The sequence below is a fragment of the Microbacterium sp. AZCO genome, from assembly GCF_039614715.1.
Lineage (GTDB): Bacteria > Actinomycetota > Actinomycetes > Actinomycetales > Microbacteriaceae > Microbacterium.
Map to the genome: position 1 here is coordinate 1205871 of NZ_CP154857.1, position 26578 is coordinate 1232448.

Below are 26578 nucleotides of genomic sequence, written 5' to 3' on the forward strand. Positions count from 1 at the left end.
AACAATGACGAATTACGACGAGATCGACTTCTCGCCCCTCGACGCCCTGACCGATGGAGAAGTGATCACGCACTCCCCCGTGCGCGACATCCGCCTCCCCTCCGGCAAGGTGCTCGCCCTCATCACGCTCGACAACGGCCGTGACCACAACCGCCCCAACACGCTGGGCCCGGCGACCCTGACCGAGCTCGGTGCGACGCTCGCGACCCTCAAGGCGCGAGCTGCCGCGGGCGAGATCCACGCGGTCGGCATCACGGGCAAGCAGTACATCATGGCCGCCGGCGCCGACCTGTCCGACATCTCGCGCGTCGGCTCGAGGGACAACGCCCGCCTCATCGCGCAGCGCGGGCACCAGGTCCTCGGCAGCCTCTCCGAGCTCGGCGTGCCCTCGTTCGCCTTCGTCAACGGGCTCGCGCTCGGCGGCGGGCTCGAGATCGCGCTGAACTCGACGTATCGGACCGTGGATGCCTCGGCCGCGGCCGTCGCGCTCCCCGAGGTCTTCCTCGGCATCATCCCCGGCTGGGGTGGCGCCTACCTCCTGCCGAACCTCATCGGCATCGAGAACGCGCTCGAGGTCGTCGTGTCGAACCCGCTCAAGCAGAACCGCATGCTCAAGCCGCAGCAGGCATACGACTACGGGATCTTCGATGCGATCTTCCCCGCGGCGAACTACCTCGAGGATTCCCTCACGTGGGCCGACCGCGTGCTGAGCGGCACGGTGAAGGTCGTCCGCAAGAACGAGCCCGGCAAGATCGAGCGCCTCACGAAGTGGCCCATCGCGATCAAGGTGGCGCGCGGCATGCTCGAGTCGAAGATCGGCACGGTTCCGAAGTCGCCGTACGCCGCGCTCGAGCTGCTCGAAAAGGCGAAGGGCGGCACGAAGGCCGAGGGCTTCGCCCGTGAGGACGAGGCTCTCGCCGAACTCGTGACGGGCGACCAGTTCGCGGCATCCATGTACGCCTTCGATCTCGTGCAGAAGCGCGCCAAGCGCCCGGTGGGTGCTCCCGACAAGGAGCTCGCCAAGAAGGTCACGAAGGTCGGCATCATCGGCGCGGGGCTGATGGCCAGCCAGTTCGCGCTGCTGTTCGTGCGCAAGCTCCAGGTGCCGGTGCTCATCACCGACCTCGACCAGGCGCGCGTCGACAAGGGCATCGCGTACATCCACGAGGAGATCGGCAAGCTCGAGGCGAAGGGCCGCCTCGACGGCGACACCGCCAACAAGCTCCGCGCGCTCGTGACCGGCACGACCGACAAGAGCCTCTACGCGGACTGCGACTTCGTCATCGAGGCCGTCTTCGAAGAGGTCGGCGTGAAGCAGCAGGTGTTCGGCGAGATCGAGCAGATCATCGCCGAGGACGCGATCCTCGCCACCAACACCTCGTCGCTCTCGGTCGAGGAGATCGGCGCGAAGCTCGCCCACCCCGAGCGGCTCGTCGGCTTCCACTTCTTCAACCCCGTCGCCGTCATGCCGCTCATCGAGATCGTCAAGACGCCGCAGACGACGGATGCCGCCCTCTCGACCGCATTCGTCGTGGCGAAGGGCCTCGGCAAGAACGCGGTCCTGACCGCCGATGCGCCCGGCTTCGTCGTGAACCGGCTCCTCGCGAAGGTCATGGGCGAAGCGGCGCGCGCCGTCTACGAGGGCACGCCGCTCCTCACCGTCGAGAACGCGTTCCGTCCGCTCGGGCTGCCGATGACGCCGTTCCAGCTCATCGACCTCGTCGGCTGGAAGGTCGCGGCGCACGTGCAGGACACGATGGCGCACGCGTTCCCCGACCGCTTCTACGCCAACGAGAACTTCCACCGGCTCGCAGAGCTGCCGGAGGTCGTCGAGAAGGACAAGTCGGGTCGCGTGACGGGCTGGTCGAAGGCCGCCTCGAGTGTGCTCAAGGGCGCCGTCGGCCAGACGCCCGCGAGCGAGGACGAGATCCTCCGCCGCGTGCAGGACGGCCTCGCGCAGGAGATCAAGCTCATGCTCGACGAGGGCGTCGTCCCCGAGGTCGAGGACATCGACCTCTGCCTCATCCTCGGTGCCGGCTGGCCCTTCATCGACGGCGGCGCCTCGCCCTACCTCGACCGCGAAGGCGCGTCGGAGCGGGTCTTCGGCGACACCTTCCACCACCCCGTGATCAAGGGCATCGGCGGCTGAGGCATCCCGATCCGCTTCGAGGGCGGTCCTCCTTCGGGAGGGCCGCCCTCTTCTGCTCGACGCGTGCGAAGGCGAGGAGATGCGCAGAAGCGAGGAGCGGATCGCCGCGATCGGTCCTCGGTTCTGCGCATCTCCTCGATTCTGCGCGGAGCGTGGGTGCGCAGCCCTCCGAGCGGCGCGGAGCGTGGGTGCTCAGCTCTCTGAGCGGCGCGTCGCCCACTCGGGGATCGTGGGGATCTCGCTCGTCGGCGTTTGACGCGCGACGGGGATGCGGGTGCCGAGCACCTGGGCCACGACGTCCTGCGCGATCTTGGGGGCCGTCAGGCCGGCATCCTCGAGGATCTGCTCGCGCGTCGCGTGGTCGATGAACTCGTCGGGCACGCCGAGCTCGTCGACGGCCGTGTCGATGCCCGCCTCCCGCAGCACCTGGCGCACGCGCGTCCCGATGCCGCCGACGCGGATGCCGTCCTCGATCGTGATCACGAGGCGGTGGGATGCCGCGAGCTCGACGATCGACGGCTGCACGGGCACGACCCACCGCGGGTCGACGACGGTCGCGCCGATGCCCTGCGCCCGCAGGCGCTCGGCGACGTCGACGGCGAGATGGGCCATCGGCCCGATGCCGACGAGCAGCACGTCCTTCGCCTCGCTCTGCACGAGCACGTCGACACCGTCGGCCAGGCGCTCGACGGCGGGGAGCTCGGGGCTCACGGTGCCCTTGGGGAAGCGGAGGACGGTGGGCCCGTCGTCGACCGTGACCGCCTCACGCAGCTCCTCACGCAGCCGCTCGGCGTCGCGCGGCACCGCGATGCGGATGTGCGGGACGATCTGCAGCATCGCGAGGTCCCAGATGCCGTGGTGGCTCGGGCCGTCGGGACCCGTCACGCCGGCGCGATCGAGCACGAAGGTGACGCCCGCGCGGTGGAGGGCGACATCCATCAACACCTGATCGAAGGCGCGGTTCATGAAGGTCGCGTAGATCGCGACGACGGGATGCAGCCCGCCGTAGGCGAGTCCCGCAGCCGAGGCGACCGCGTGCTGCTCGGCGATGCCGACGTCGTAGACGCGATCGGGGAAGCGCTGCGAGAAGGGCAGGAGGCCCGTCGGACGCAGCATGGCGGCCGTCATCGCGATGACGTCGTCACGCTCCTCGCCGATGTGCGGCAGCTCCTCCGCGAAGACGTCGGTCCAGGCGATGCCGCCGCTGCTGCCGAGCGCCTCGCCGGTGACCGGGTCGATGCGTCCCACCGCGTGGAACTGGTCGGCCTCGTCGAGCAGCGCCGGCTCATAGCCGCGGCCCTTCTCGGTGATGGCGTGGACGATGACCGGCGCCCCGTAGTCCTTCGCGAGCTTGAGGGTCTCGATGAGGGACGGAAGATCGTGACCGTCGACGGGGCCGAGGTACTTGATGTCGAGGTTGGAGTACAGCGCCGCATTGTTGACGAACCGGCTCAGGAAGCCGTGCGTGCCGCCACGGAGGCCGCGGTACATCGCGCGGCCGGCGGCGCCAAAGGCGCGGAAGAGCGACTCCGACCCGCCGCGCACGGTCTCGTACGCGTCGGCCGTGCGGACGCGGTTGAGGTAGCGGGCCATCCCGCCGATCGTCGGGGCGTACGAGCGGCCGTTGTCGTTGACGATGATGACCAGGTTGCGGTCATTGTCGTCCGAGATGTTGTTCAGCGCCTCCCACGTCATGCCGCCCGTGAGCGCGCCGTCGCCGACGACGGCGACGACGTGGCGGTCGCGACGCCCGGTGCGGGTTAGCGCGCGGGAGACGCCGTCTGCCCAGCTGAGCGAGCTCGATGCGTGCGAGGACTCGACCACGTCGTGGGGGCTCTCGGAGCGCTGCGGGTAGCCGGCGAGCCCGTCGCGCGACCGCAGGCGCGAGAAGTCCTGCCGCCCCGTGAGCAGCTTGTGCACGTACGACTGGTGGCCCGTGTCGAAGATGATCGGGTCGGCCGGTGAGTCGAAGACGCGGTGGAGTGCGAGCGTGAGCTCGACGACGCCCAGGTTCGGCCCGAGGTGACCGCCCGTGCGGGCGACGTTCTCGATCAGGAACCGGCGGATCTCGCCCGCCAGCTGCTCGAGCTGTTCGTCGCTCAGAGCATCGAGGTCTCGGGGTCCGTTGATGGACGGAAGAATCGCCATCCGACTCCCTCGCTTCGCTCGCGGTCGAGGCTCCCGCGGGGCGCGGATGCCTCCCCCGAGTCTAGCCGCCGGCGCCTGGGCGACCGGCGAGGACGGTTCCGTCTGGAGATATCGCCGGCGCCCGGGCGAACACGCCGAGAGGCCCCGGATCCGAAGGATGCCGGGGCCTCTCGCTGTCGCCGTGGCTCAGACGAGCGAGCGCAGGACGTACTGGAGGATGCCGCCGTTGCGGTAGTAGTCCGCCTCACCGGGCGTGTCGATGCGGACGACCGCGTCGAACTCGACAGTCTCCTTGCCGGGCGCCGAGAACTCGCTCGGCGCGGCGGTGACGTGGACGGTCTTCGGCGTCACGCCCTCGTTCAGCTGCTCGAGACCCGTGATCGAGACGATCTCGGTGCCGTCGAGGCCCAGCGACTCCCACGTGGAGCCGGCGGGGAACTGGAGCGGGACGACGCCCATGCCGATGAGGTTCGAGCGGTGGATGCGCTCGAAGCTCTCGGTGATGACCGCCTTGACGCCCAGGAGGCTCGTGCCCTTTGCCGCCCAGTCGCGCGACGAGCCCGAGCCGTACTCCTTGCCCCCGAAGATCACGAGCGGCGTGCCCGCGGCCTGGTAGTTCTGGCTCGCGTCGTAGATGAACGACTGCGGGCCGCCCTCCTGCGTGAAGTCGCGGGTGTAGCCGCCCTCGACGACGTTGCCGTCGTTGACGGCCCGCACGAGGAGGTTCTTCAGACGGATGTTCGCGAACGTGCCGCGGATCATGACCTCGTGGTTGCCGCGGCGCGAGCCGTAGGAGTTGAAGTCCTTGCGGTCGACGCCGTGCTCGGCGAGGTAGCGGCCCGCGGGGCTGTCGGCCTTGATGTTGCCGGCCGGGCTGATGTGGTCGGTCGTGACCGAGTCGCCGAGCGTCGCGAGGACGCGGGCGCCCGAGATGTCGGCGACCGGGGTCAGCTCCATCGTCATGCCCTCGAAGTACGGGGGCTTGCGGACGTAGGTCGAGCTCTCGTCCCACTCGAAGACGTCGCCGGTCGGCGTCGGCAGGTTCTGCCAGCGCTCGTCGCCCGCGAACACGGTCGCGTACTGCTTGGTGAACATCTCCTCGTTGATCGACGAGTCGATCGTGGCCTGGACCTCGGCGGCGTCGGGCCAGATGTCCTTCAGGAAGACGTCGTTGCCGTCGCGGTCCTTGCCGAGGGGGTCGGTCTCGAAGTCGAAGTTCATCGAGCCGGCGAGCGAGTACGCGATCACGAGCGGCGGGCTCGCGAGGTAGTTCATCTTCACGTCGGGGTTGATGCGGCCCTCGAAGTTGCGGTTGCCCGAGAGGACGGCCGTGACGGCGAGGTCGTTCTCGTTGACGGCGGCCGAGACCTCCTCGATGAGGGGGCCCGAGTTGCCGATGCAGGTCGTGCAGCCGTAGCCGACGGTGTAGAAGCCGAGGTCCTCGAGGTCCTTCGTCAGGCCCGCCTTCTCGTAGTAGTCGGTGACGACCTTCGATCCCGGCGCGAGGGTCGTCTTGACCCACGGCTTGGCCTTGAGCCCCTTCTTCACGGCGTTGCGCGCGAGGAGTCCCGCGGCGAGCATGACCGAGGGGTTCGACGTGTTGGTGCACGACGTGATCGCCGCGATCGTGACGGCGCCGTGGTCGAGCGTGAACGACTCGCCGCCCGCGATCGTGACGGGCGTCGGCTTCGAGGCGGTCTTCGGCGCGTGCGAGTGGTGCACGTGGAAGTGCTCGTTGTGCTCCGACTCGGGGGTGTTCCCGGGCGGGTCCGACGCGGGGAAGGACTCGGCGATCTCGAGGTCGACGAGGTCGTGCTCGACGTCGGCGTAGTTCGTGAGGTCGGTCTCGAACTGCTGCTTCGCCTGCGACAGGACGATGCGGTCCTGGGGGCGCTTGGGGCCGGCGATGGAGGGGACGACCGTCGACAGATCGAGCTCCATGTACTCGCTGAAGACCGGCTCGCTGGCGGGGTCGTGCCAGAGGTGCTGCTCCTTGGCGTACGCCTCGACGAGGGCGAGCTGCTCCTCGCTGCGGCCCGTGAGGCGCAGGTAGTCGACGGTGACGTCGTCGATCGGGAACATCGCGGCGGTCGAGCCGAACTCGGGGCTCATGTTGCCGATCGTCGCACGGTTGGCGAGCGGCACGGAGGCCACGCCCTCGCCGTAGAACTCGACGAACTTTCCGACGACGCCGTGCTTGCGGAGCATGTCGGTGATGGTGAGCACGACGTCGGTCGCGGTCACGCCCGTGGGGATCGAGCCGGTCAGCTTGAAGCCGACGACGCGCGGGATGAGCATCGAGACGGGCTGGCCGAGCATGGCGGCCTCGGCCTCGATGCCGCCGACGCCCCAGCCGAGCACGCCCAGGCCGTTGACCATCGTGGTGTGCGAGTCGGTGCCGACGCACGTGTCGGGGTAGGCGCGCAGCACGCCGCCGACGCTGCGGTCGTAGATGACCTTCGCGAGGTGCTCGATGTTGACCTGGTGGACGATGCCGGTCCCCGGCGGGACGACCTTGAAGTCGTCGAACGCGGTCTGGCCCCAGCGCAGGAACTGGTACCGCTCGCCGTTGCGCTCGTACTCGATCTCCACGTTGCGCTCGAGGGCGTTCTCGGTGCCGAACAGGTCGGCGATGACCGAGTGGTCGATGACCATCTCGGCGGGCGACAGCGGGTTGATGCGCTTGGGGTCGCCGCCGAGGGTCGTGACGGCCTCGCGCATCGTCGCGAGGTCGACGATGCAGGGGACGCCGGTGAAGTCCTGCATGACCACGCGGGCCGGCGTGAACTGGATCTCGGTGTCTGGCTCGGCCGCGGCATCCCACGATCCGAGCGCCTCGATCTGCGCCTTCGTGACGTTCGCGCCGTCCTCGGTGCGAAGCAGGTTCTCGAGAAGCACCTTGAGGCTGAACGGCAGCTTGTCGTAGCCGGGCACCGTGTCGATGCGGAAGATCTCGTAGTCGGTGCTGCCGACCGTCAGGGTGCTCTTGGCACCGAAGCTGTCAACCGTGGACACGTCTGTCTCCTTCGTCGGCGGCGGAAGCGGGCGCGAAGCCCAGCACTCCCCTATCTTTCCCCTCGCCGGAGGCCTCGGCTAGTGAGGATCGCCTAAGCGTCGCAGAGGGGCAATTTATCTCGATATCGAGATAAATGTATCACTCGGCGGACGGCTGGGAGCGCGGATACAGCGTCCGCACCGCGAGCCACGTGACGGCGACGAGGGGCGCGAACAGAGGCAGGCCCATGATGAGCTTCGTCGTGGCGAGAGCCGTCACGTCGTTCGCGAAGTAGAGCGGAAGCTGCACGGCGAGACGCAGGGCGAACAGGCAGGCCCACGCGATCGAGAGCCAGAAGAAGACGCGGCGCTTGCGCGCATCGGCCCGCCAGGCGGTGCCCTCGCTCATGAGGAAACCCACCGCCAGGCCGATGAGCGGCCAGCCGATCAGCGCCGACACGAGGAACGCGGTGCCGTACACCCCGTTGGTGATGAAACCCCACACGAAGTTGTCGGCAGCGCGACCCGTCCACAGCGACAGCGCGGCCGCCGCACCCGTGGCGACGAGTCCGCCGATGGCCGCGCTCGCGGGCTGGCGCATGGCGAGCCGCACGATCGTGAAGACGAGGGCGATGCCCACCGCGACGACGAGCGAGATCAGCAGCTCCTGCGTGACCGTGTAGATCACGAGGAACGCGAGCGACGGCAGGACGGATTCCAGGATGCCTCGCCAGCCGCCCATCGCCCGCCACACGACGTGGCCCGTCGTTGCCTCGGTCGCCGGATCGAGTCCAGCGCGACGGGCCGCGCCGCCGAGCGCCGCGCCCAGCAGATCGGGAGTCGACGGCGCCTCGGGCTCGTTCGGTGCGGGCGAGCCGTCGCGGTCGTCGGTCATGCCGCGCCGGGCGTCGCCGGCATCTTCAGCGGGATGAGGTCGCGCGGGGGCATCGGCGAGCCGCCGCGCACCACCACGATCGACCGGAAGAGATCCTCGACCTTGGCCGCGGCATCCACGTCCGTCGTCGCCTCTCCCCCGATGACGCCGCGCAGGAACCAGCGCGGACCGTCGACGCCGACGAACCGCGCCAGGCGCTTGCCCGTCGTGCCCTCGGGGCCGGCCATCACGGGCACCTCGGCGAGGAGCTCGGGGCCGAGCGGGCCCTCGCGCTCCTCGACGCGTCCGCCCTGCTGGCGGATCTGCTGCCGGATCTGCTCGCGCGTCTCCTCCCAGAGACCGGTCGAGCGCGGCGCGGCGAAGGGCTGCACCTGCAGCGTCGAGCCGGCGTAGTCGAGTCCGACGGCGACGATGCGCTTGGTCTGCTCCTCGACCTCGAGGCGCAGGTTCAGCCCCTCGCGGGGCAGGATCTTGATGCCGCCGAGGTCGATGTAGGGGCGGACCGGGTTCGCCTCGGATTCGTCGAACGGTCCGGCTGTCGCACGGTCGGCCATCGTGGGCTCGGCGACGATCTCGGCGTCGACCTCGTCGGGGGTGCCGTCTGCGGGAGTGGCGTCGGTCATGCCGATACTCCGTCCTTCTCGTTCTCGTTCGTGGAGCCCCCCGTGTAGCCGGTGGAGCCGAACCCGCCCTCGCCCCGGACGCTTTCGGGCAGCGTCTCGACGGGGACGAAGCGCGCGCGGGGCACGGGCATCACGATGAGCTGGGCGATGCGGTCGCCCACGGCGATGTCGTGCGCATGCTCGGTGTCGGTGTTCAGCAGCGTGACCTTGATCTCGCCGCGGTAGCCGGCGTCGACGGTGCCCGGGGAGTTGACGATCGTGATGCCGTGCTTGGCTGCCAGGCCGCTGCGCGGCACGACGAAGGCGGCGTAGCCCTCGGGCAGTGCGATGCGGACCCCCGTGCCGACGAGGGCGCGCTGCCCGGGCTCGAGGCGGAGCGCCTCGGTGGAGACCAGATCGGCGCCGGCGTCGCCGGGGTGGGCGTAGCTCGGAACCTCGGGCGCGATAATGAGGACGTCCACGGTTTCGGTCACTCGTAGAGGCTAATGCAGAAGACAGCAGGCAGCGGCGTCGGTGCACAGGCACGCCCGCTCTTCCGGGAACGGCTCAGCCCCTCACTCTGGGTGCTCGTCAGTGCGGCCGTCGTCGCGCCCATGGCGGCGCTCGTTTTCGCGCCGATCGACACGACGGCGGCGCTCGTCGCCGGCATCGTCGTGGGGGTCGCGTTCGTCTGGCTCCTCATCGCGGGCTCGCCCGTCGTGGAGGTTCGCGACGGGATGCTGCGCGCCGGGCGCGCACGGATCCCGGTCGAGCTGCTCGGCGATCCCGTCGAGCTCAGGGCTGAGGAAGCGCGCAACGCGCGCGGGCCGGGACTCGACCCGCGCGCGTGGCACGTCATTCGTGGGGGGATCGATGGCGTCGTCGTGATGTCGGTCGAGGATGCCGACGATCCGACTCCGGTCTGGGTCGTCTCGTCGCGCACTCCCGACCGCCTGGCGGCCGCGATCCGGCGGGCTCAGGCTATGCCGCGCACTCCGCGCAGATAGGCCCGTCGGCCGTGTCGTGGTCGAGCTGCGAGCGGTGCTTCACGAGGAAGCAGTTGACGCAGGTGAACTCGTCCTCCTGCGGGGGCAGCACGACGACATCGAGCTCGAGGTCGGACAGGTCGGCGCCGGGCAGTTCGAAGCCCGACGGGTTGTCGGCATCCTCGACATCCACCGAACCCGACATCTTGTCGGGAACCCGCTCCTTGAGGGCCTCGATCGACTCGCTGTCGTCCTCGGTCTTGCGGGGGGCGTCGTAATCGGTAGCCATGCGTGAACGTCTCTACTTCCGGAAATCTGGTGTCGCATGCCCGTATGGGCGGCGATAGTTTGCACGACGGCGGGGCATTTCGCAAATGCTCGCCCGACGGGTTCGGCGTCGCGTGCATCCGTGAAACTCGCGGCGCGCCCGCGTTATTCCCGTCCGCCGGCTTCCGGGCGTGTGAGCATGGACGGACCACGGCTGGATCGGAGAGGGCGTTTCGCATGGAACAGCTCAAGGTCATCGCAACCGAGGACGACGTCATCGTCCTCGCGACCGAGTCGGGCGAGCGCTTCTCGCTCGCCATCGACGACGTGCTGCGTGCCGAGGTGCGACGCGCGCGCCGCGAGCGCGACGGCGACGAACGCTCGGCCCCCCGTCCGAGCCCGCGTGAGATCCAGGCGCACATCCGCGCAGGCCTGTCGACCGAGGAGATCGCCGCCCTCCTGGGCGCGCGTGCCGAGGACATCGCGCGCTTCGAGGGGCCCGTCCTCGCCGAGCGCGAGCACATCGTCGGTCTGGCTCTCGCCGTTCCCGTGCTGCTCGGCTCCGATCTCGACGGCGACACGCACCCGACGTTCGGCACGGCCGTCCGCGCCAAGCTCGCCGAGGCGGGCGCCTCGGGAGAGCGCTGGACGAGCTGGAAGGAGGCGACGGGCTGGATCGTGAAGCTCGAGTTCACGGCCTCCGAGATCGACCACGACGCGCGCTGGAGCTTCGAGCCGCGCCGCTCGACCCTCTCGCCCCTTAATCCCGACGCGATCCAGCTCTCGCGGCAGGGCTCGCTTCCGGAGGGTCTCATCCCTCGCCTGCGCGCCCTCGAGACGCCGCTGGTCAAGGACGACACGCGCTTCGACAGCGGCGCCTTCGGTCCGCGTCGCCTGCCCGACCCCGAGGCCGACCTCGAGAAGCCCGAGGTGCCCGCGCCCGTCGCGCCCGCCGTGCAGCAGGCCGCGATCAAGCGCGCCGACGAGCCGAACACCACGTCGCCGGAGACGGCCGACCTCCTCGAGGCGCTGCGTCGCCGGCGGGGGCAGCGCGAGCCGCTGCCCGGCGCGGACGAGATCGCGGCCCCGCGCTCGGGCGCGCCCGTCGCGCTCTTCGACGCGCTCGAGCCCGGGTACGAGGAGACGGCCGCCCCTGAGCCGGAGCCCGGCTACACCCCCGACCGCCCGGTAGCGGCGGAGGCGTCCGGACGCCGCAAGGGGCGCACGTCGATGCCGTCGTGGGACGAGATCGTCTTCGGCGCCGGCAGCCGCGCCGACGATTAGGCGAAAGCGCCCAGCCTGATGAGAGGCACGGTCCGCTCCTCGTCGGTGAGCGAGCCGTGCTGCCCGACCATGTTCTGCGGACCCTTGTCGCTCAGCCGGTCGTCGTAGTACGCGATGCCTGAGCGCGCCGCGACCACAACGTCGCCGATGCGCGCGCGCACCGCATCGTCCACCCGGCCGAAGAGCCCGGCGTCGATCGCCTCGTCCCGCGAGACGACCCAGGAGCGCGCGGACTCCGAGGCCCGCCAGGCGCCGAGCACGGCATCCTCCCTGCCCTCCTCCGCGTAGAGGTGCAGCATGCGGGGCTCGCCGCCGATGACGCGCACGTCGTCGACGAGACCGTCGCCCTCGGAGAGCAGGACGTGGCGGTGGCGAGGGACGTCGACGATGCCGTGGTCCGCCGTCACGAGAGCGCCGACACCGGGCCGCAGCGCGGCCGCGAGCGACCGTGCCGCGGCATCCACCGTCTCCAGGCCTTCGGCCCACTCGTCGGACTCCCAGCCGCGCCGGTGGGCGATGCCGTCCAGCTCGGGTGCGTACAGGTAGACGAGAGAGCCGGGATGCTGCGCCGCGAGGTCGGCGGCGATGGCGGCGCCCGTGTCTGCGTTGGGGGCAGGGACGAACTCGGCGCCGCGCATCGTCGCCGTCGTGAAGCCCGAACCGACGAACTTCGGCCGCGAGACGACGAAGCACGGCCTGCCGTCGGCCGCCTCCCGCTCGAAGACGGGCTGAGCGCGCTGCCAGGTCCGCGGATCGAGTCCGTCGGTCTCCCAGCCCTTGAGCTGATTGGGCGCGTCGTCGGTGCCCGGGATCCGCACGCGGTAGCCGACGAGGCCGTGCTCGCCGGGGTCGACGCCCGTCAGAAGGGACGTGAGCGACGCGACGGTGGTCGAGGGGAAGACCGAGCGCGCGACGTCGCGACGTCCGCCCCTCTCGGCGAGGAACCGCGAGTGGCCCGTGCGGGCGCCGAGGTTGCGCGCGCCGAGCCCGTCGACCACGAACACGATCGCGCTGGTGGCGGGGCCGAACCACTCTCCTCCCCCGCCGAGGGCCGCGAGCAGCTCGGGCACGACACGGGTGAGGCTCCGGGCGCGGGGCGGCTCCGCGGGTAGGCTGAGGGACATCCGGGCCAGTCTCGCACACCGGCGAGCAGCCCCCGCCGGCCTCCGCGCCGGCCCGTCACCCGAGGCCAGATCGTCATGCCCGCTCCCCGCACCGAACCAGTTCCCGCCGATCACGGACGCATCGAAGACATCGACGTCGCGGCGGAGATGCAGGGCTCCTTCCTCGAGTACGCCTACTCCGTCATCTACTCGCGGGCCCTTCCCGACGCCCGCGACGGGCTGAAGCCCGTGCAGCGCCGCATCCTGTTCCAGATGGCCGACATGGGGCTGCGCCCCGATCGAGGGCACGTCAAGAGCGCCCGCGTCGTCGGCGAGGTGATGGGAAAGCTCCACCCCCACGGCGACGCCCCCATCTACGACGCGCTCGTCCGTCTGGCGCAGCCCTTCTCGCTGCGCGTCCCGCTCGTCGACGGTCACGGCAACTTCGGCTCGCTCGACGACGGCCCTGCCGCGCCGCGCTACACGGAGGCGCGCCTCGCACCGCCGGCGCTCGCGCTGACCGAGAACCTCGACGAGGACGTCGTCGACTTCATCCCCAACTACGACGGCCAGTTCCAGCAGCCTTCCGTGCTGCCGGCCGCGTTCCCCAACCTGCTCGTCAACGGTGCGACGGGCATCGCCGTCGGCATGGCGACGAACATGGCTCCTCACAACCTCATCGAGGTCGTGGGCGCGGCCATCCATCTCCTCGACAATCCCGAGGCGACGGTCGAAGAGCTCATGGAGTTCGTGCCCGGCCCCGACTTCCCGTCGGGCGGCATCATCGTCGGACTCGACGGCATCAAGGACGCCTACGCCACCGGCCGCGGCAGCTTCCGCACCCGCGCGAAGGTCGCCATCGAGTCGCTCGGGCCGCGCCGGACCGGCCTCATCGTGACCGAGCTGCCGTACCTCGTCGGGCCCGAGCGGATCATCGAGAAGATCAAGGACGCGGTCCAGTCGAAGAAGCTGCAGGGCATCTCCGACGTCACCGACCTCACCGACCGGCACAACGGGCTGCGCCTCGTCATCGGCATCAAGACGGGCTTCGACCCGCAGGCCGTGCTCGAGCACCTCTACCGGCTGACGCCGCTCGAGGACTCCTTCAGCATCAACAATGTCGCCCTCGTCGGCGGCCAGCCGAAGACGCTCGGCCTCAAGGAGCTGCTGCGCGTCTACCTCGACCACCGCCTGCAGGTCGTGACGCGCCGCAGCGAATACCGCCTGGCCCGTCGCAAAGAGCGCCTGCACCTCGTCGAGGGCCTCCTCATCGCGATCCTCGACATCGACGAGGTCATCCAGGTCATCCGCTCGTCCGACGACGGCGAGCAGGCGCGCGGGCGTCTCATGGAGGTCTTCGACCTCTCGCAGCTGCAGGCGGAGTACATCCTCGAGCTGCGGCTGCGCCGCCTGACGAAGTTCTCCCGCATCGAGCTCGAGACCGAGCGCGACGCTCTCCTCTCCGAGATCGCGGCGCTCGAGGAGCTCCTCGGCAGCGAGGTGCTCCTGCGCGCCCAGGTCGCCCGTGAGCTCGATGCCGCGGCCGAGACCTACGGCACGCCGCGGCGCACCCTGCTCCTCAACGGCGGTCCCGTCGCGCCGCGCTCGCGCGCCGCCGCGTCGGCGCCCGACCTGCAGATCGCCGACGCACCGTGCCGCGTGTACCTCTCCGCGACGGGTCGCATGGTGCGCGCCGAGCTGACGCCCGAAGCGCCCAACGGCGGCATCGTGACGCCGTCGCGGCGCTCGAAGCACGACGCGATCCTCTCCGCCGTCGACGCCACCACCCGGGGCGATCTCGGCGCCGTCACGTCGACGGGGCGGCTCGTGCGCTTCACGCCCGTCGACCTGCCGTCGGTGCCGGGCAACTCCGTGCAGCTCGCGGCCGGGACACGAGCCGACCAGTACCTCGGCCTCGGCGCGGGTGAGCACGTCGTCGGCCTCGTGCCGCTCGTCGACGCGCCCCCCATCGCGCTCGGCACGCTGCAGGGCATCGTCAAGCGTGTGTCGGCGACGGAGCTCGGCAGCAAGCACGACCTCGAGATCATCGCCCTCAAGGACGGTGACCGCGTCGTGGGCGCAGCGCCCGCGACCGACGGCGCCGAGCTCGTCTTCGTCGTCTCCGACGCGCAGCTGCTGCGCTTCGACGCCGACTCGGTGCGGCCGCAGGGCCGCTCGGCCGGTGGGATGGCGGGCGTGCGCGTCGCGCCGGGCGAGCGGGTCGTCTACTTCGGCGTCGTCGGCGCGTCGGCGTTCGACGCGGTCGTCGTGACGGTCGCCGGCAGCACGCAGGCGATCGCCGGAGCCGATGCAGGGTCGGCGAAGGTGTCCGACTTCACGGAGTTCCCCGCGAAGGGCCGGGCGACCGGAGGCGTGCGCGCACAGCGCTTCCTCAAGGGCGAAGACACCCTCACCCTCGCGTGGGTCGGCAGCGATCCTCGCGCCGTCGGCCCGGACGGTGCGACCCGCACCCTCCCGCCGTCGGGAGCGAAGCGGGATGCCTCGGGAGCGCCCCTCGACGGCGTCGTGGGCGCCGTCGGCACCGCCATCCGCTGAGGCGAGGCGGGCAGACTCCGCCCCGGTCCCCGAGCCTGTCGAGGGGCTACGCGTCGATCGACTCGCGCGACAGCCGGTCGCTCGAACTGACGATGAACTCGCGGCGCGGCGCGACCTCGTTGCCCATCAGCAGCTCGAACACCGTCGTCGCGGCCTCGGCATCCTCGAGCCGCACGCGGCGCAGCGTGCGGCCGTTGCGGTCCATCGTGGTGGTCGCCAGCTGCTCGGCATCCATCTCGCCGAGGCCCTTGTAGCGCTGCACGGGCTCCTGCCAGCGCTTGCCCGACTTGCCGAGCTTCGTGAGCAGCCCGTGGAGCTCCTGCTCGCTGTAGGTGTAGATTGTCTCGTTGGGCTTGGAGCCCGGGTTCATGACGACGACGCGGTGCAGCGGCGGCACGGCGGCGAAGACACGGCCCTCCTCGATGAGCGGGCGCATGTAGCGGAAGAACAGTGTCAGTAGCAGCGTGCGGATGTGCGCGCCGTCGACGTCGGCGTCGCTCATCAGGATGACCTTGCCGTAGCGCGCCGCGTCGATGTCGAACGAGCGGCCTGAGCCGGCGCCGATGACCTGGATGATCGACGCGCACTCGGCGTTGCCGAGCATGTCGCTGATCGACGCCTTCTGGACGTTGAGGATCTTGCCGCGGATCGGCAGCAGCGCCTGGTACTCGCTGTTGCGGGCGTGCTTCGCCGTGCCGAGTGCCGAGTCGCCCTCGACGATGAAGAGCTCCGACTGGGCCACGTCGTTCGTGCGGCAGTCGGCGAGCTTCGCGGGCAGCGACGACGACTCCAGCGCGTTCTTGCGGCGCTGCGTCTCTTTGTGCGTGCGCGCCGAGATGCGCGCCTTCATCTCGGAGACGATCTTGTCGAGGAGGAGCGCCGTCTGGTTCTTGTCGTCGCGCTTGGTCGACGTGAAGCGCGCGGTGAGCTCGCGGGTCACGACGTTGGCGACGATCTGGCGCACCGCGGGCGTGCCGAGCACTTCCTTCGTCTGCCCCTCGAACTGCGGCTCGGGGAGGCGGACGGTGAGGACCGTCGTGAGCCCCGCCAGGATGTCGTCCTTCTCGAGCTTGTCGTTGCCCACCTTCAGGCGGCGGGCGTTCTGCTCGACCTGCGACCGGAGCACCTTCATGAGACCGAGCTCGAAGCCCTGCTGGTGCGTGCCGCCCTTCGGCGTGGAGATGATGTTGACGAAGGAGCGCCCGACGGTCTCGTAGCCGGTCCCCCAGCGCACAGCGATGTCGACCTCGCACTCGCGCTGCACCTCGGTGGGCACCATGGCGCCGGACGGCTGGAGCACGGGCACGGTCTCGGTGAAGGTGCCGGAGCCCGTGAGCCGCCACGTGTCGGTGATCGCCGCGTCGGGGGCGAGGAAGTCGGCGAACTCCGAGATGCCGCCGTCGAAGCGGAAGCTCGTTTCGTTGACGCCGCCTTCGCGCTGGTCGCTGATGACGATCTCGAGGCCCGGTACGAGGAACGCCGTCTGACGCGCGCGCTGCTCGAGCTCCTCGAGGTTGAAGGTGGCGTCCTTCGTGAAGATCTGGCGGTCGGCCCAGTAGCGGATGCGGGTTCCCGTGACGCCCTTCGCGGCTCGACCGGCGACGCGCAGCTCCGAGCTCTTCTCGAACGGCGAGAAGGGGGCGTCGGGAGTGCCGCCGGCGAAAGTGCCCGGCTCGCCGCGGTGGAACGACATCGCCCACGTCTTGCCGCCTCGATCGACCTCGACATCGAGGCGCTCGGAGAGGGCGTTGACGACCGACGCGCCCACTCCGTGCAGGCCGCCCGACGCGGCGTACGACCCTCCGCCGAACTTGCCGCCGGCGTGGAGCTTCGTGAAGACGACCTCGACGCCGGAGAGTCCGGTGCGGGGCTCGATGTCGACGGGGATGCCGCGGGCCCGGTCGCGCACCTCGACGCTGCCGTCGGGGTGCAGGACGATGTCGATCCGCGTGCCGTGACCGGCGAGGGCCTCGTCGACGGAGTTGTCGATGATCTCCCACAGGCAGTGCATGAGGCCGCGCGAGTCGGTGGAGCCGATGTACATGCCGGGGCGCTTGCGGACCGCCTCGAGACCCTCCAGAACCTGCAGATGATGGGCGGAATACTCGGAGGTCACAATCGTCAAGGGTATCCGCGGGCGCCGACATCCCCGCGCACACACACGGGCGCCCCGACACCCCGTACGCGCACAGCGAAATGTGACCCGTTCGCGGCATTCTCGAAACAAACGCGTGGTTGTATGTCATGACCCGCAGAAGCGATGCACCAAGACACGCAGCACGAGGAGGCACCGAGATGAACACGCTATCGACACCCACCGAGCCCGGCACCGTCCTCGAATACCGCCTGTCCGCGATGGACCGCTGCGACTCGTGCGGTGCGCAGGCCTACATCGCCGCTGAAGTGAACGGCAGCGAGCTGCTCTTCTGCGCGCACCACGGACGCAAGTACGAGGAGAAGCTGCGTGCCGTCGCCACCTCGTGGCACGACGAGACGGCCCGACTCAGCGAGTAGTCCTCACCGACCGCGGTACACCCGCGGGATGCCGGGAGCCACGCGCAGCGCGATCTCCTCGCCGATCGTCCCGATCCGCTCGGCTGCGTCCGTCGCGCTGACGGGCGCGCCCGCTCCGAAGATCAGCACCTCATCACCGGGCTGGGCCGTCTCCCACGCCTCGACGACGCTATCGTCGACCCCGATGCTGCGCAGGGCGCGGGGGCCCTCGACCGTGCCGACGTCGATCCTTCCCGCGAGCGTCGACGGGAGTCCGTCGAGGCTTCCGGCATCCACGGACACGGTCTCATCCCCCGCCGTCGACACGCGCGCGACGAGCGCGGAGATGGGGTGGATGCCGAGCTCCGCCTCGCCCGGACCACCCGCGGGGCGGATCCCGTACGCGAAGGCGCCGATGCGCACGAGGTCGTACCGGAACTCCGGCCGGGCGAATCCGGCTGCCGAGGCGGCCAGGTGCAGCAGCCGAGGCTGGAGGCCGGCATCCCGAGCCTGCTGCACCGCGGTGTCGAAGGCGGCGCGCGCGAGATCGTCCTCGGCGTCGGATGCTTCGGCGATGTGGCTCCAGATGCCCACTACCTCGATCGACCCGGCGCGCTCGAGCTCGGCGGCGCGTGCCACGAATCCGGCCCACTCCTCCGGGCGCACCCCGTTGCGGTGAAGGCCCGTGTCGATCTTCAGGTGCACGCGGGCGAGTCCGGTCGACGCCGCGAGGTCCTCGAGCAGCGCTTCATCCCCCACTCCCACGTCGAGGCCGGCATCGACCGCTGCCTGTGCCTCGTCCGCGGTCGCGACGATCCACACGAAGATTCCGGCGTCCTCGCCGACGGCGGCGCGGACCGCGGTGCCCGTTCGCACGTCGAAAGCGCCGAACCAGTGCACGCCTTCGTCGCGTGCGCGCGTCACGATCGCGTCGAGGCCGTGCCCGTAGGCGTCGTCCTTCACGACGAGCATGTGCGCGGCGGGCGATACGCGGTCTCTGATCACAGCGAGGTTCTGGGCGAAGGCGTCGAGGTCGACGCGGAGCTCGGCCGTCACGACACGTGCTCGCGTTGCGCTCGGGCGCCCACCGCTGTCACGAGCTCGGGCGCCGTCATGCCGGTGTGCTCCGTCCAGACCGCGAGGTCGGGGTCGTCGACGTGCGCGCCGAAGAACACCGCCTCATCGCCGCGGACGACCTCGGCATCTCCGATGTCGACGACGCAGGCATCCATGGCGACCCGCCCCACGATGCCGTGACGGCGTGCGCCGATGCGGACGCGCGCGTGGTCGCCGAGCGAGCGGACGATGCCCTGCGCATAGCCGCCGGTGACGAGTGCGATGCGCGTGTCGGCCCGGGCGCGGTGGCTGAAGCCGTACGAGACGCCCTCCCCCGCGCGCAGCGCCTTGACGAGCAGCACGGAGCCCGCGAGCCGCATGACGGGCGTGCCGGCGGTGCCCGGCAGGCCGAAAAGCGCCGACGAGTCGAGCGTCGAGTCTCCCGACGCCTCCACCGCCACGCCAGGAAGCTCGTCGCTCAGCCCGTCGCGCACCGAACGGTCCACGACGAAGCCGTCGACGCCCGCCTCCACGAGGGTGCGGGCGATCTCCCGCACGCCGTGTCCCCACGCATCGTGCCGCAGGTCCGCGATCGCGTACTCCCCGCCCGTCATGAGCAGCAGCGCCTCGACGTTCGCGCGGAGGATGCGGTGGTCGATGCGGGCGACGGGTGCGCTGCGCCGGGGCGCGGCACCCGGCATCCGATCCCCCGAAGTCACGCCGTCTAGACTATCGGGGTCCCCCTCACCCGACCCTGGAGAGCTCATGCCTCGGAAGGGCCTCGGCCTCGCGCCGCGCCTTCGCTACCTCGCCGGACGCGCACGTCGCATCGACGTCGGATCGGTGCTCGAACGCGCCTCCGAGGCGTCGGAGGAGCACGGCAAGTGGCGTCCCGCGATCGTCGTCGACATGCTCTGGCAGGCGGGCGTCCGCAACGTGGGGTTCCAGGACTACATCGATTACGACTTCGCGATCCTCAACGCGCGCGAGCGGGCGACGTATATGACGCATCCGGTCTCGAACCAGCTGTCGCAGAAGTACGACCACCCGGATTTCCGCGGGCTCTTCCAGGACAAGATCGAGTTCGACAAGGCGTTCAGCGAGCACCTGCACCGCGAGTGGATGGTGGTCGAGGAGGGCAACGCCGACGCCGTGCGCGCGTTCGCCGAGCGCCTCGGCACGATCGTCACGAAGGAGCCCGTCGGTCAGGCCGGTACGGGCGTCCACCGGTATCACGCGGCCGAGATCGAGGATTGGGATGCCTTCCACCGCGGCCTGCTCGAGCGCGGCGAGCTCCTCATCGAGGAGGTCATCCAGCAGCACCCCGACCTCGCCGCCGTCTGCCCCGGCACCGTCAACACGACGCGCGTGACGGCCTTCTTCGACGGCTCGACGACGCACATCCTCGCCATCGCGCAGAAGTTCGGGCGAGGCGCCGTGAGCGACCAGATGACCTACGGCGGCTTCTACACGATGCTCGACGACTCTGGCCGCGCTCTCGGCAAGGGCTACGACTCGCATGGGCACATCCACGAGTTCCACCCCGAGTCGCGCGTGCGCATCCCCGACTTCCAGCTGCCGCTCATGGACGAGGTCGTCGCGTTCGTCGACCGCGTCGCCCGGGTCGTGCCGCAGGTGCAGTACGTCGGCTGGGACATCGTCGTGACCCCGACGGGGCCGGTGCTGGTCGAGGGCAACTGGGCCGCCGGCGTCTACGAGAACAAGCCGACGGCGACCGGCATCCGCACGGGCCACAAGCCGCGCTATCAGGCCGCGATCGGCTTCTGACCCGCCCCCGCCCGGTCGATCGGCTCGCAGCTCCACGCAGAAGAAGGCCGGCTCCCTTGGGGAGCCGGGCTTCTTTCGAGCTGCGGCGGGTCAGGCCGCGCGGACGATGCCGAGCGGCGTCGACTGGTGCCCCTGGCCGAGCGGGTTGTCGCGCAGGATGGCGACGAGCTCCCGCTCGCGGTCCTTGAGCAGCGTCGAGCCCAGGATGTTGCCGCCGATGTCGTTGATGTCGACGACGGCGACTTCGACCCCGTGGCCGAGCAGGCCCTTGAGGTGCGCGGCGACGGCGCGCGGACGCTCCGGGCCGAGCACGACGGCCTTGTTGTACGGCGGGATCGTGCCGCTCGTCGGGCCGTCGATCGACCGGGCCTTGTCGCCGGCGATGCGGTAGAAGTCGCCCTTGCGCCCGAAAGCCTTCGTGACGGCCGAGACGCCCGCCGCGAAGAGGATGCGGATCGTGCCGCACTCGCGCAGCGCCATCTCCATCGTCTCCGGCATGCCGAGCCCGATGCCGTAGGGCGTCTTGACGACGAACTTCGACAGGAAGAGCGCGAGCCGGCGGGGCTTGATCGAGTCGACCGGGAACGAGCGCCCCTGCGTGATCGCGACGATCTTCTCGGTCACGAAGAGGATGTCCCCCGGCTGAACCTCGCCCTTGGCGTACTCGAGCACGAACGCGTCGAGGTCGTCTCCCGGCATGACGACACGCGTCTTGATCGGGATGCGGGCGAAGGTCTTGCCCTCGAGAGCGACGGTCAGCGCCTTGCCGGCGTTGGCCTCGCCGCTCATTCGAGGTAGTCCCGGAGCGACTGCGACCGCGACGGGTGTCGCAGCTTCGCCATCGTCTTCGACTCGATCTGGCGGATGCGCTCGCGCGTGACGCCGAACGTGTCGCCGATCTGGTCGAGCGTCTTCGGCTGGCCGTCGCCGAGGCCGAAGCGCATCCGGATGACGCCCGCCTCGCGCTCCGAGAGGGAGTCGAGGAGCGACTCGAGCTGACGCTGCAGCATCGTGAAGCCCACGGCGTCGGCCGGAACGACAGCCTCGGTGTCCTCGATCAGGTCGCCGAACTCGCTGTCGCCGTCCTCGCCGAGCGGCGTGTGCAGCGAGATCGGCTCACGGCCGTACTTCTGCACCTCGATGACCTTCTCGGGGGTCATGTCGAGCTCGCGGCTCAGCTCTTCCGGCGTGGGCTCGCGACCGAGGTCCTGCAGCATCTGGCGCTGGACGCGCGCGAGCTTGTTGATGACCTCGACCATGTGGACGGGGATGCGGATCGTGCGGGCCTGGTCGGCCATGGCGCGCGTGATCGCCTGGCGGATCCACCATGTGGCGTACGTCGAGAACTTGAAGCCCTTGGTGTAGTCGAACTTCTCGACGGCGCGGATGAGACCGAGGTTGCCCTCCTGGATCAGGTCCAGGAACTGCATGCCGCGGCCCGTGTAGCGCTTCGCGAGCGAGACCACGAGGCGGAGGTTCGCGCCCAGCAGGTGCGACTTCGCGCGCTGGCCGTCGCGGGCGACCCACTGCAGGTCGAGGCCCAGCTGCGACGACTTCTCGGCGGCCGACATGTGCGACAGCTTCTCCTCGGCGAACAGGCCCGCCTCGATGCGCATCGCGAGCTCGACCTCTTCGGCCGCGTTCAGCAGCGGCACCTTGCCGATCTGCTTCAGGTAGTCCTTGACAGGATCGGCCGTCGCGCCCGTGATCTGCGTCGAGTAGACCGGGATGTCGTCCTCGTCGCTCGACGAGATGACGATCGCGCCGGTGGGGAGAGGCTCGGTGAACGCCGGCTTGGTGCTCTCCTCTTCCTCGTCCTCCTCGTCGGCCGACTCGGACTCCGCGTCGCCGGCGGTCGTCTTGGCACGCGCCGCGGCCGCGGGGGCCGCGTCGTCGTCGGACTCCTCGCCGTCGACCTCTTCGTCCTCGAGCTCGACGTCGGAGTCGAGCTCCTCGTCGTCGAGCTCCTCGTCGTCGTCCTTCTTCTTGGCCTTGGCCTTCGCGGGCGAGGCCTTCGCCTTCGCGGCGGTGCTCTTGGTGGCCGCGCGCTTGGCGGCGGGCTTCGTCTCGACCTCCTCGACGGGGGTCTCTGCCTCGGTGTCCTTCGCTGCTCGGGATCGAGGTGATGTCTTCGTGCTCGAGGTCACGGTTCGCCTTTCATCGGCGGACGCGGTGCGGCGTCCCCCGATCGTTTCGGACACTAGTAAGACCCTTGTCAAGTCCACAGCCCGTCGAGAAACCTCGAGGACCGCGTTGACAACGGGTCAGGTCATCTATTGTCTCACACTCGCCGCGCACTCAACGGCGGCGGGAGACACCTTTATCACAACGCGCCGAACCGGCGTCGCATTCCCCTGTCAGGGACGCTTGTCGTCGTCGCCCGACGGGCGTGTCGCAAGGAAGCGCTCGAGCTCCGCGGCGAGCTCGTCTGCGCTCGGCAGATCGCCCGCGTGGATGATCGGGGTGGCCGACGTCGACCCCGCCATATAGGAGTCGTAGCGCTCCTCGAGGCCCTGCAGCATGCGCGACAGCTCTTCGCTGCCGGCGACCTGCTCCTCGACCTTCGTGAGGTACTCGCGGTTCTGCTCGCGCAGGTCGTCGCCCGTGAAGACGAGACCGGTGGCCGCCGTGATGCTGTCGAGCGCGGCGAGCGTCGCGGCGGGGTACTCGGTGTCGCCGAGGTAGTGCGGCACGAGGAGCACGAATCCGGCGATCTTGAAGCCCTCTTCCGTGAGGCGGTACTCCAGCAGGTGGCCGGCCGTCGCGGGCACCTGGGTGTGCGGCTGCCACACGGAGTGGGCAGCGGTCAGGTCCTTGCGCGTGCCGCTGACGGTCGTGCCGATCGGCCGCGTGTGCGGGACGGGCATGGGGATCGCGTGCACCCACGTGATCGTCGAGACGGCGAGGGTGCGCGCGAAGTCGACGACGGCGGCGGCGAAGCCGTCCCAGGCGAAGTCGGGCTCGTAGCCCGCGAGCACGAGGAACGGCTTGCCCAGTGCATCATGGGCGAGCGAGAGCTCGAGGCGCGGGGGACGGTAGTCCGTCAGGTGATCCTGTTCGAACGACACGATCGGCCGGCGAGCGCGGTAGTCGAGCAGGACGTCGTTGGTGAAGACGGCGACGGGAGTCGGGTCGAGCTCGTCGCGGACGTAGTCGACGAGTCCGCTGACGGCGTTCCCGGCATCCGTGAATCCCGTCAGCGCGATGACGAGCGGGAGTCCGGTCGGCACGGGGGGCGCCGACACGGCACGCTCGAACAGGGGCGCGGACTGGGGCATGGCTCCATGCTACGAGTCGGGCCCTCCCACACGGGTCGCGCCGGTCCCGCTGACAGCGAACAGTCCCTCCCTAGGATGGTGGGCATGTCGTTCCCCGACCTCGAGTACACCACCGCTCCCCCTCGAGAGACTGACGCAGAAGCGATCCTTCTGGCTCTCCCCCCGATCGACAAAGAGGACTCCCCCGCCCTCGACGACTGGCCGGGCCTCCGCGACGCGCTGCTGGCGACCGGCTTCACGGGCGCACCCGGCTCGTTCCAGCGCGTCTACGCGCCGGAGAGCACGTCGCTCCCCCTCGCCGTCGTCGGCACGGGATCCGATCCCGATGCCGGTGCGATCCGGGATGCCGTCGGTGCGGGAATCCGCACCTGGACGGGCCAGTCGACGGTCTCAGTCGCGCTGCCCTTCGCCGAAGCCGCGCTCTGGCGCGCCGCCGCCGAGGGCGCCGCACTGGGCGGCTACCGCTTCGACGGCTACAAGTCGGAGGCGCCCAAGCCCCGCGCGGCGACCGTCCGGATCCACGGGACGATGGATGCCGACCCCGACGCGCTTGCCGCTGTCACCGCCGCCGCCGAGGCGGCCGCCCTCGTGAGAGACCTCGTCTCGATCCCCGCCGAGTGGCTCGGGCCCGCCGACTTCGCCGAGCGCGCGACCAACGCCGTCGCGGGACTCCCCGTCACCGTCGAGGTGCTCGACGAGCAGGCCCTGACGGCCGGCGGATACGGCGGCATCCTGGGTGTCGGGCAGGGCTCCGACCGTCCGCCGCGTCTCGTCCACCTGGAGTACGCGCCCGACGGCGCATCGCGCCACATCGCCCTCGTGGGCAAGGGCATCACGTTCGACACGGGGGGCCTGTCGCTCAAGCCGGCCGCCTCGATGGTCGGCATGAAGTACGACATGTGCGGCGCCGCGACCTCTCTCGCCGTGCTGCGCGCCGTCGCGACCATCGGCCTTCCCGTTCGCGTGAGCGCCTGGCTCTGCATCGCCGACAACATGCCGTCGGGGCGCGCTACGCGCCCGGGCGACGTCCTGCGCCTGCTCGACGGCTCGACCGTCGAGGTGCTCAACACGGATGCCGAGGGCCGGCTCGTGCTCGCCGACGGTCTGGTCGCGGCCAGCCGCGAGCATCCCGATGTCATCGTCGACGTCGCCACGCTCACCGGCGCGATCACCGTCGCGCTCGGAACCCGCCACGTGGGCGTCATGGGTGAGGATGCCGTCGTCGCGCGGTACCTCGCTGCCGCCGCCGACGTCGACGAGCTCGCGTGGCAGCTGCCGCTGCCCGAGCACATGAACGACGAGCTCGACTCCCCCATCGCCGATCTCGTCAACGCGAAGGTCGGCGACCCCGCAGGCGGCTCGCTCTTCGCCGGGCTGTTCCTGCGTCGCTTCGTCGGCCGCGCCTCCGAAGAGGCGGATGCTCCGCGCATCCCCTGGGTCCACCTCGACATCGCCGGCGTCGGCATGAACAAGGGCGGCGGCTTCGGCTTCACCGACAAGGGGCCGACCGCCGCGACGGTGCGCTCGCTCATCCGCTTCATCGAGGGCGAGGCCACGCGATGACCGATCACCCGTTCGACGTCGTCGTGCTCGGCGGCGGGAGCGGCGGCTATGCCGCCGCCATCCGCGCCGCGGAGCTTGGCAAGTCCGTGGCCCTCATCGAGAAGGACAAGGTCGGGGGCACGTGCCTGCACCGCGGCTGCATCCCGACGAAAGCCCTGCTGCACGCGGCCGAGATCGCCGACAACGTGCGCGAGTCGGCGTCCTTCGGCGTGCGCGCGACGTTCGAGGCAATCGATCTCGAGGGAGTGCGCGCCTACCGCGAGGGCATCGTCGCGAAGAAGTACAAGGGGCTCGAGGGCCTCATGAAGGCGCGGCGGATCACGGTTGTCACGGGCGAGGGCCGGCTCGAGCCGGGCCGTGCCGTGCGCGTCGGCGACGATCGTTACATCGGCGCGGACGTCATCCTCGCGACGGGCTCGTACAGCCGAACGCTGCCGGGGCTGGAGATCGGCGGCCGTATCCTCACGAGCGAGCAGGCGCTCGAGCTCGCCGAGATCCCGCGTCGCGTCGTCGTCCTGGGCGGCGGAGTCATCGGGGTCGAGTTCGCGAGCGTGTGGCGGTCGTTCGGCGTCGAGGTCACGATCGTCGAGGCGCTCGATCACCTCGTGCCCGTCGAAGACGTCGCCCTGAGCAAGGGGCTCGAGCGTGCGTTCCGCAAGCGCGGCATCGCGTACTCCCTCGGGGTGCGCTTCGCGAGCGCGACGCAGACGGCGGATGCCGTCACCGTCACCCTCGAGGACGGCAAGACCTTCGAGGCGGACTACCTGCTCGTCGCCGTCGGCCGCGCGCCGCTGACGGCCGGACTCGGCTATGAAGACGCGGGCGTGACGCTCGACCGCGGGTTCGTCGTGGTGGACGAGCGCCTGCGCACGTCGGCCGAGCGCGTCTGGGCGGTGGGCGACATCGTTCCTGGGCTCCAACTGGCGCACCGCGGGTTCGCGCAGGGCATCTTCGTCGCGGAGGAGATCGCGGGGCTCTCGCCGGTCACGGTCCCCGACGCACACGTGCCGCGCGTGACGTACTCGCACCCCGAGGTCGCGTCGGTCGGCATCAGCGAGGCGAAGGCAGTCGAGGAGCTGGGTGCCGACGCCGTCGTCGCCTACGAGTACAACCTCGCCGGCAACGGGCGCAGCGAGATCCTCGGCACCGCCGGGATCGTCAAGGTCGTGCGACGCAAGGACGGCCCCGTCGTCGGCGTGCACCTCATCGGCGACCGCGTCGGCGAGCTCATCACCGAGGGCCAGCTGGCCGTCGGGTGGGAAGCGCACCCCGAAGACATCGCGCCGTTCGTCCACGCGCACCCGACTCAGAGCGAAGCCCTCGGCGAGGCGTTCCTCGCCCTCGCGGGCAAGCCCCTGCACGCCCTGTGAACCCCGACGCCTGAGCGGCGTCACTAAGCTAGACAAGACATCTGCA

The 26578-nt window shown here is 70.2% G+C and carries 21 protein-coding genes; 8 read left to right on the plus strand and 13 right to left on the minus strand.

What is annotated here, in order from left to right:
• The first annotated feature begins 4 nt into the window (after nt 1-4).
• Complete coding sequence (locus AAIB33_RS05675; protein ID WP_345802584.1) at nt 5-2149, plus strand: 3-hydroxyacyl-CoA dehydrogenase NAD-binding domain-containing protein; 2145 nt, start codon at nt 5-7, stop codon at nt 2147-2149.
• A gap of 192 nt (nt 2150-2341) precedes the next feature.
• Here AAIB33_RS05675 and dxs read toward each other — a convergent pair whose 3' ends face one another.
• From dxs to dut, 5 genes are all read right to left on the minus strand, one after another.
• The gene (gene dxs, locus AAIB33_RS05680; protein WP_345802585.1) at nt 2342-4297 is read right to left on the minus strand and encodes a 1-deoxy-D-xylulose-5-phosphate synthase; all 1956 of its coding nucleotides are present in this window, start codon (nt 4295-4297) and stop codon (nt 2342-2344) included.
• 186 nt (nt 4298-4483) lie between these two features.
• Nucleotides 4484-7312: an aconitate hydratase AcnA gene (gene acnA, locus AAIB33_RS05685; RefSeq protein ID WP_345802586.1), complete on the minus strand. Its 2829-nt coding sequence runs from the start codon at nt 7310-7312 to the stop codon at nt 4484-4486.
• A gap of 139 nt (nt 7313-7451) precedes the next feature.
• Nucleotides 7452-8186, minus strand: a complete 735-nt coding sequence (locus AAIB33_RS05690) for a DUF3159 domain-containing protein (protein ID WP_345802587.1) — start codon at nt 8184-8186, stop codon at nt 7452-7454.
• The gene (locus AAIB33_RS05695) at nt 8183-8740 is read right to left on the minus strand and encodes a DUF3710 domain-containing protein (RefSeq protein ID WP_345803386.1); all 558 of its coding nucleotides are present in this window, start codon (nt 8738-8740) and stop codon (nt 8183-8185) included. The genes AAIB33_RS05690 and AAIB33_RS05695 overlap by 4 nt, the downstream gene beginning before the upstream one ends.
• 65 nt (nt 8741-8805) lie before the next feature.
• Nucleotides 8806-9282 (minus strand): dUTP diphosphatase, encoded by a 477-nt coding sequence (gene dut / locus AAIB33_RS05700; RefSeq protein WP_345802588.1) that lies wholly within the window; start codon nt 9280-9282, stop codon nt 8806-8808.
• Nucleotides 9283-9294: 12 nt separating this feature from the next.
• On the opposite strand from dut, the gene AAIB33_RS05705 reads away from it, so the two are divergent.
• Nucleotides 9295-9795, plus strand: a complete 501-nt coding sequence (locus AAIB33_RS05705; protein ID WP_345802589.1) for a DUF3093 domain-containing protein — start codon at nt 9295-9297, stop codon at nt 9793-9795.
• On the opposite strand, the gene AAIB33_RS05710 is transcribed toward AAIB33_RS05705, so the two are convergent.
• Nucleotides 9770-10063: a DUF4193 domain-containing protein gene (locus AAIB33_RS05710; RefSeq protein WP_345802590.1), complete on the minus strand. Its 294-nt coding sequence runs from the start codon at nt 10061-10063 to the stop codon at nt 9770-9772. The two genes, AAIB33_RS05705 and AAIB33_RS05710, sit on opposite strands and share 26 nt — an antisense overlap.
• A 215-nt stretch (nt 10064-10278) precedes the next feature.
• Between AAIB33_RS05710 and sepH the strand changes: the two genes are divergently transcribed.
• Complete coding sequence (sepH, locus tag AAIB33_RS05715) at nt 10279-11325, plus strand: septation protein SepH (protein ID WP_345802591.1); 1047 nt, start codon at nt 10279-10281, stop codon at nt 11323-11325.
• On the opposite strand, the gene AAIB33_RS05720 is transcribed toward sepH, so the two are convergent.
• A complete protein-coding gene (locus AAIB33_RS05720; protein WP_345802592.1) occupies nt 11322-12449 on the minus strand; it encodes an alkaline phosphatase family protein in 1128 nt (375 codons plus the stop codon). The two genes, sepH and AAIB33_RS05720, sit on opposite strands and share 4 nt — an antisense overlap.
• 75 nt (nt 12450-12524) lie before the next feature.
• On the opposite strand from AAIB33_RS05720, the gene AAIB33_RS05725 reads away from it, so the two are divergent.
• Entirely contained in the window at nt 12525-14984 is a 2460-nt protein-coding gene (locus AAIB33_RS05725) for a DNA topoisomerase IV subunit A (RefSeq protein ID WP_345802593.1), read from the plus strand.
• A gap of 46 nt (nt 14985-15030) precedes the next feature.
• Here the strand turns inward: AAIB33_RS05725 and AAIB33_RS05730 are convergent, their stop codons facing one another.
• Complete coding sequence (locus AAIB33_RS05730; protein WP_345803387.1) at nt 15031-17103, minus strand: DNA topoisomerase IV subunit B; 2073 nt, start codon at nt 17101-17103, stop codon at nt 15031-15033.
• Nucleotides 17104-17279: 176 nt separating this feature from the next.
• On the opposite strand from AAIB33_RS05730, the gene AAIB33_RS05735 reads away from it, so the two are divergent.
• Nucleotides 17280-17498, plus strand: a complete 219-nt coding sequence (locus AAIB33_RS05735) for a hypothetical protein (RefSeq protein ID WP_345802594.1) — start codon at nt 17280-17282, stop codon at nt 17496-17498.
• 3 nt (nt 17499-17501) lie between these two features.
• Here AAIB33_RS05735 and AAIB33_RS05740 read toward each other — a convergent pair whose 3' ends face one another.
• Entirely contained in the window at nt 17502-18533 is a 1032-nt protein-coding gene (locus AAIB33_RS05740) for an alanine racemase (RefSeq protein WP_345802595.1), read from the minus strand.
• On the minus strand, nt 18530-19252 hold the full coding sequence (locus AAIB33_RS05745; RefSeq protein ID WP_345802596.1) for an alanine racemase C-terminal domain-containing protein: 723 nt from the start codon (nt 19250-19252) through the stop codon (nt 18530-18532). Before AAIB33_RS05745 ends, AAIB33_RS05740 begins: the two co-directional genes overlap by 4 nt.
• A 46-nt stretch (nt 19253-19298) precedes the next feature.
• On the opposite strand from AAIB33_RS05745, the gene AAIB33_RS05750 reads away from it, so the two are divergent.
• On the plus strand, nt 19299-20321 hold the full coding sequence (locus AAIB33_RS05750) for a sugar-transfer associated ATP-grasp domain-containing protein (protein ID WP_345802597.1): 1023 nt from the start codon (nt 19299-19301) through the stop codon (nt 20319-20321).
• A 90-nt stretch (nt 20322-20411) separates the two neighbouring features.
• Here the strand turns inward: AAIB33_RS05750 and AAIB33_RS05755 are convergent, their stop codons facing one another.
• The 3 genes from AAIB33_RS05755 to AAIB33_RS05765 form a co-directional block, all read right to left on the minus strand.
• Entirely contained in the window at nt 20412-21110 is a 699-nt protein-coding gene (locus AAIB33_RS05755) for a coenzyme F420-0:L-glutamate ligase (RefSeq protein ID WP_345802598.1), read from the minus strand.
• A complete protein-coding gene (locus tag AAIB33_RS05760; RefSeq protein WP_345802599.1) occupies nt 21107-22468 on the minus strand; it encodes an RNA polymerase sigma factor in 1362 nt (453 codons plus the stop codon). The genes AAIB33_RS05755 and AAIB33_RS05760 overlap by 4 nt, the downstream gene beginning before the upstream one ends.
• 210 nt (nt 22469-22678) lie before the next feature.
• Nucleotides 22679-23599 (minus strand): PAC2 family protein, encoded by a 921-nt coding sequence (locus AAIB33_RS05765; protein ID WP_345802600.1) that lies wholly within the window; start codon nt 23597-23599, stop codon nt 22679-22681.
• Between the two features lie 84 nt (nt 23600-23683).
• Here AAIB33_RS05765 and AAIB33_RS05770 point away from each other — a divergent pair, with 84 nt between their 5' ends.
• A complete protein-coding gene (locus AAIB33_RS05770) occupies nt 23684-25162 on the plus strand; it encodes a leucyl aminopeptidase (RefSeq protein WP_345802601.1) in 1479 nt (492 codons plus the stop codon).
• Nucleotides 25159-26532 carry a dihydrolipoyl dehydrogenase gene (lpdA, locus tag AAIB33_RS05775; RefSeq protein WP_345802602.1) on the plus strand — a complete coding sequence of 458 codons (1374 nt, stop codon included), beginning with the start codon at nt 25159-25161 and terminating at the stop codon, nt 26530-26532. Before AAIB33_RS05770 ends, lpdA begins: the two co-directional genes overlap by 4 nt.
• The last annotated feature ends 46 nt before the right edge of the window (nt 26533-26578 follow it).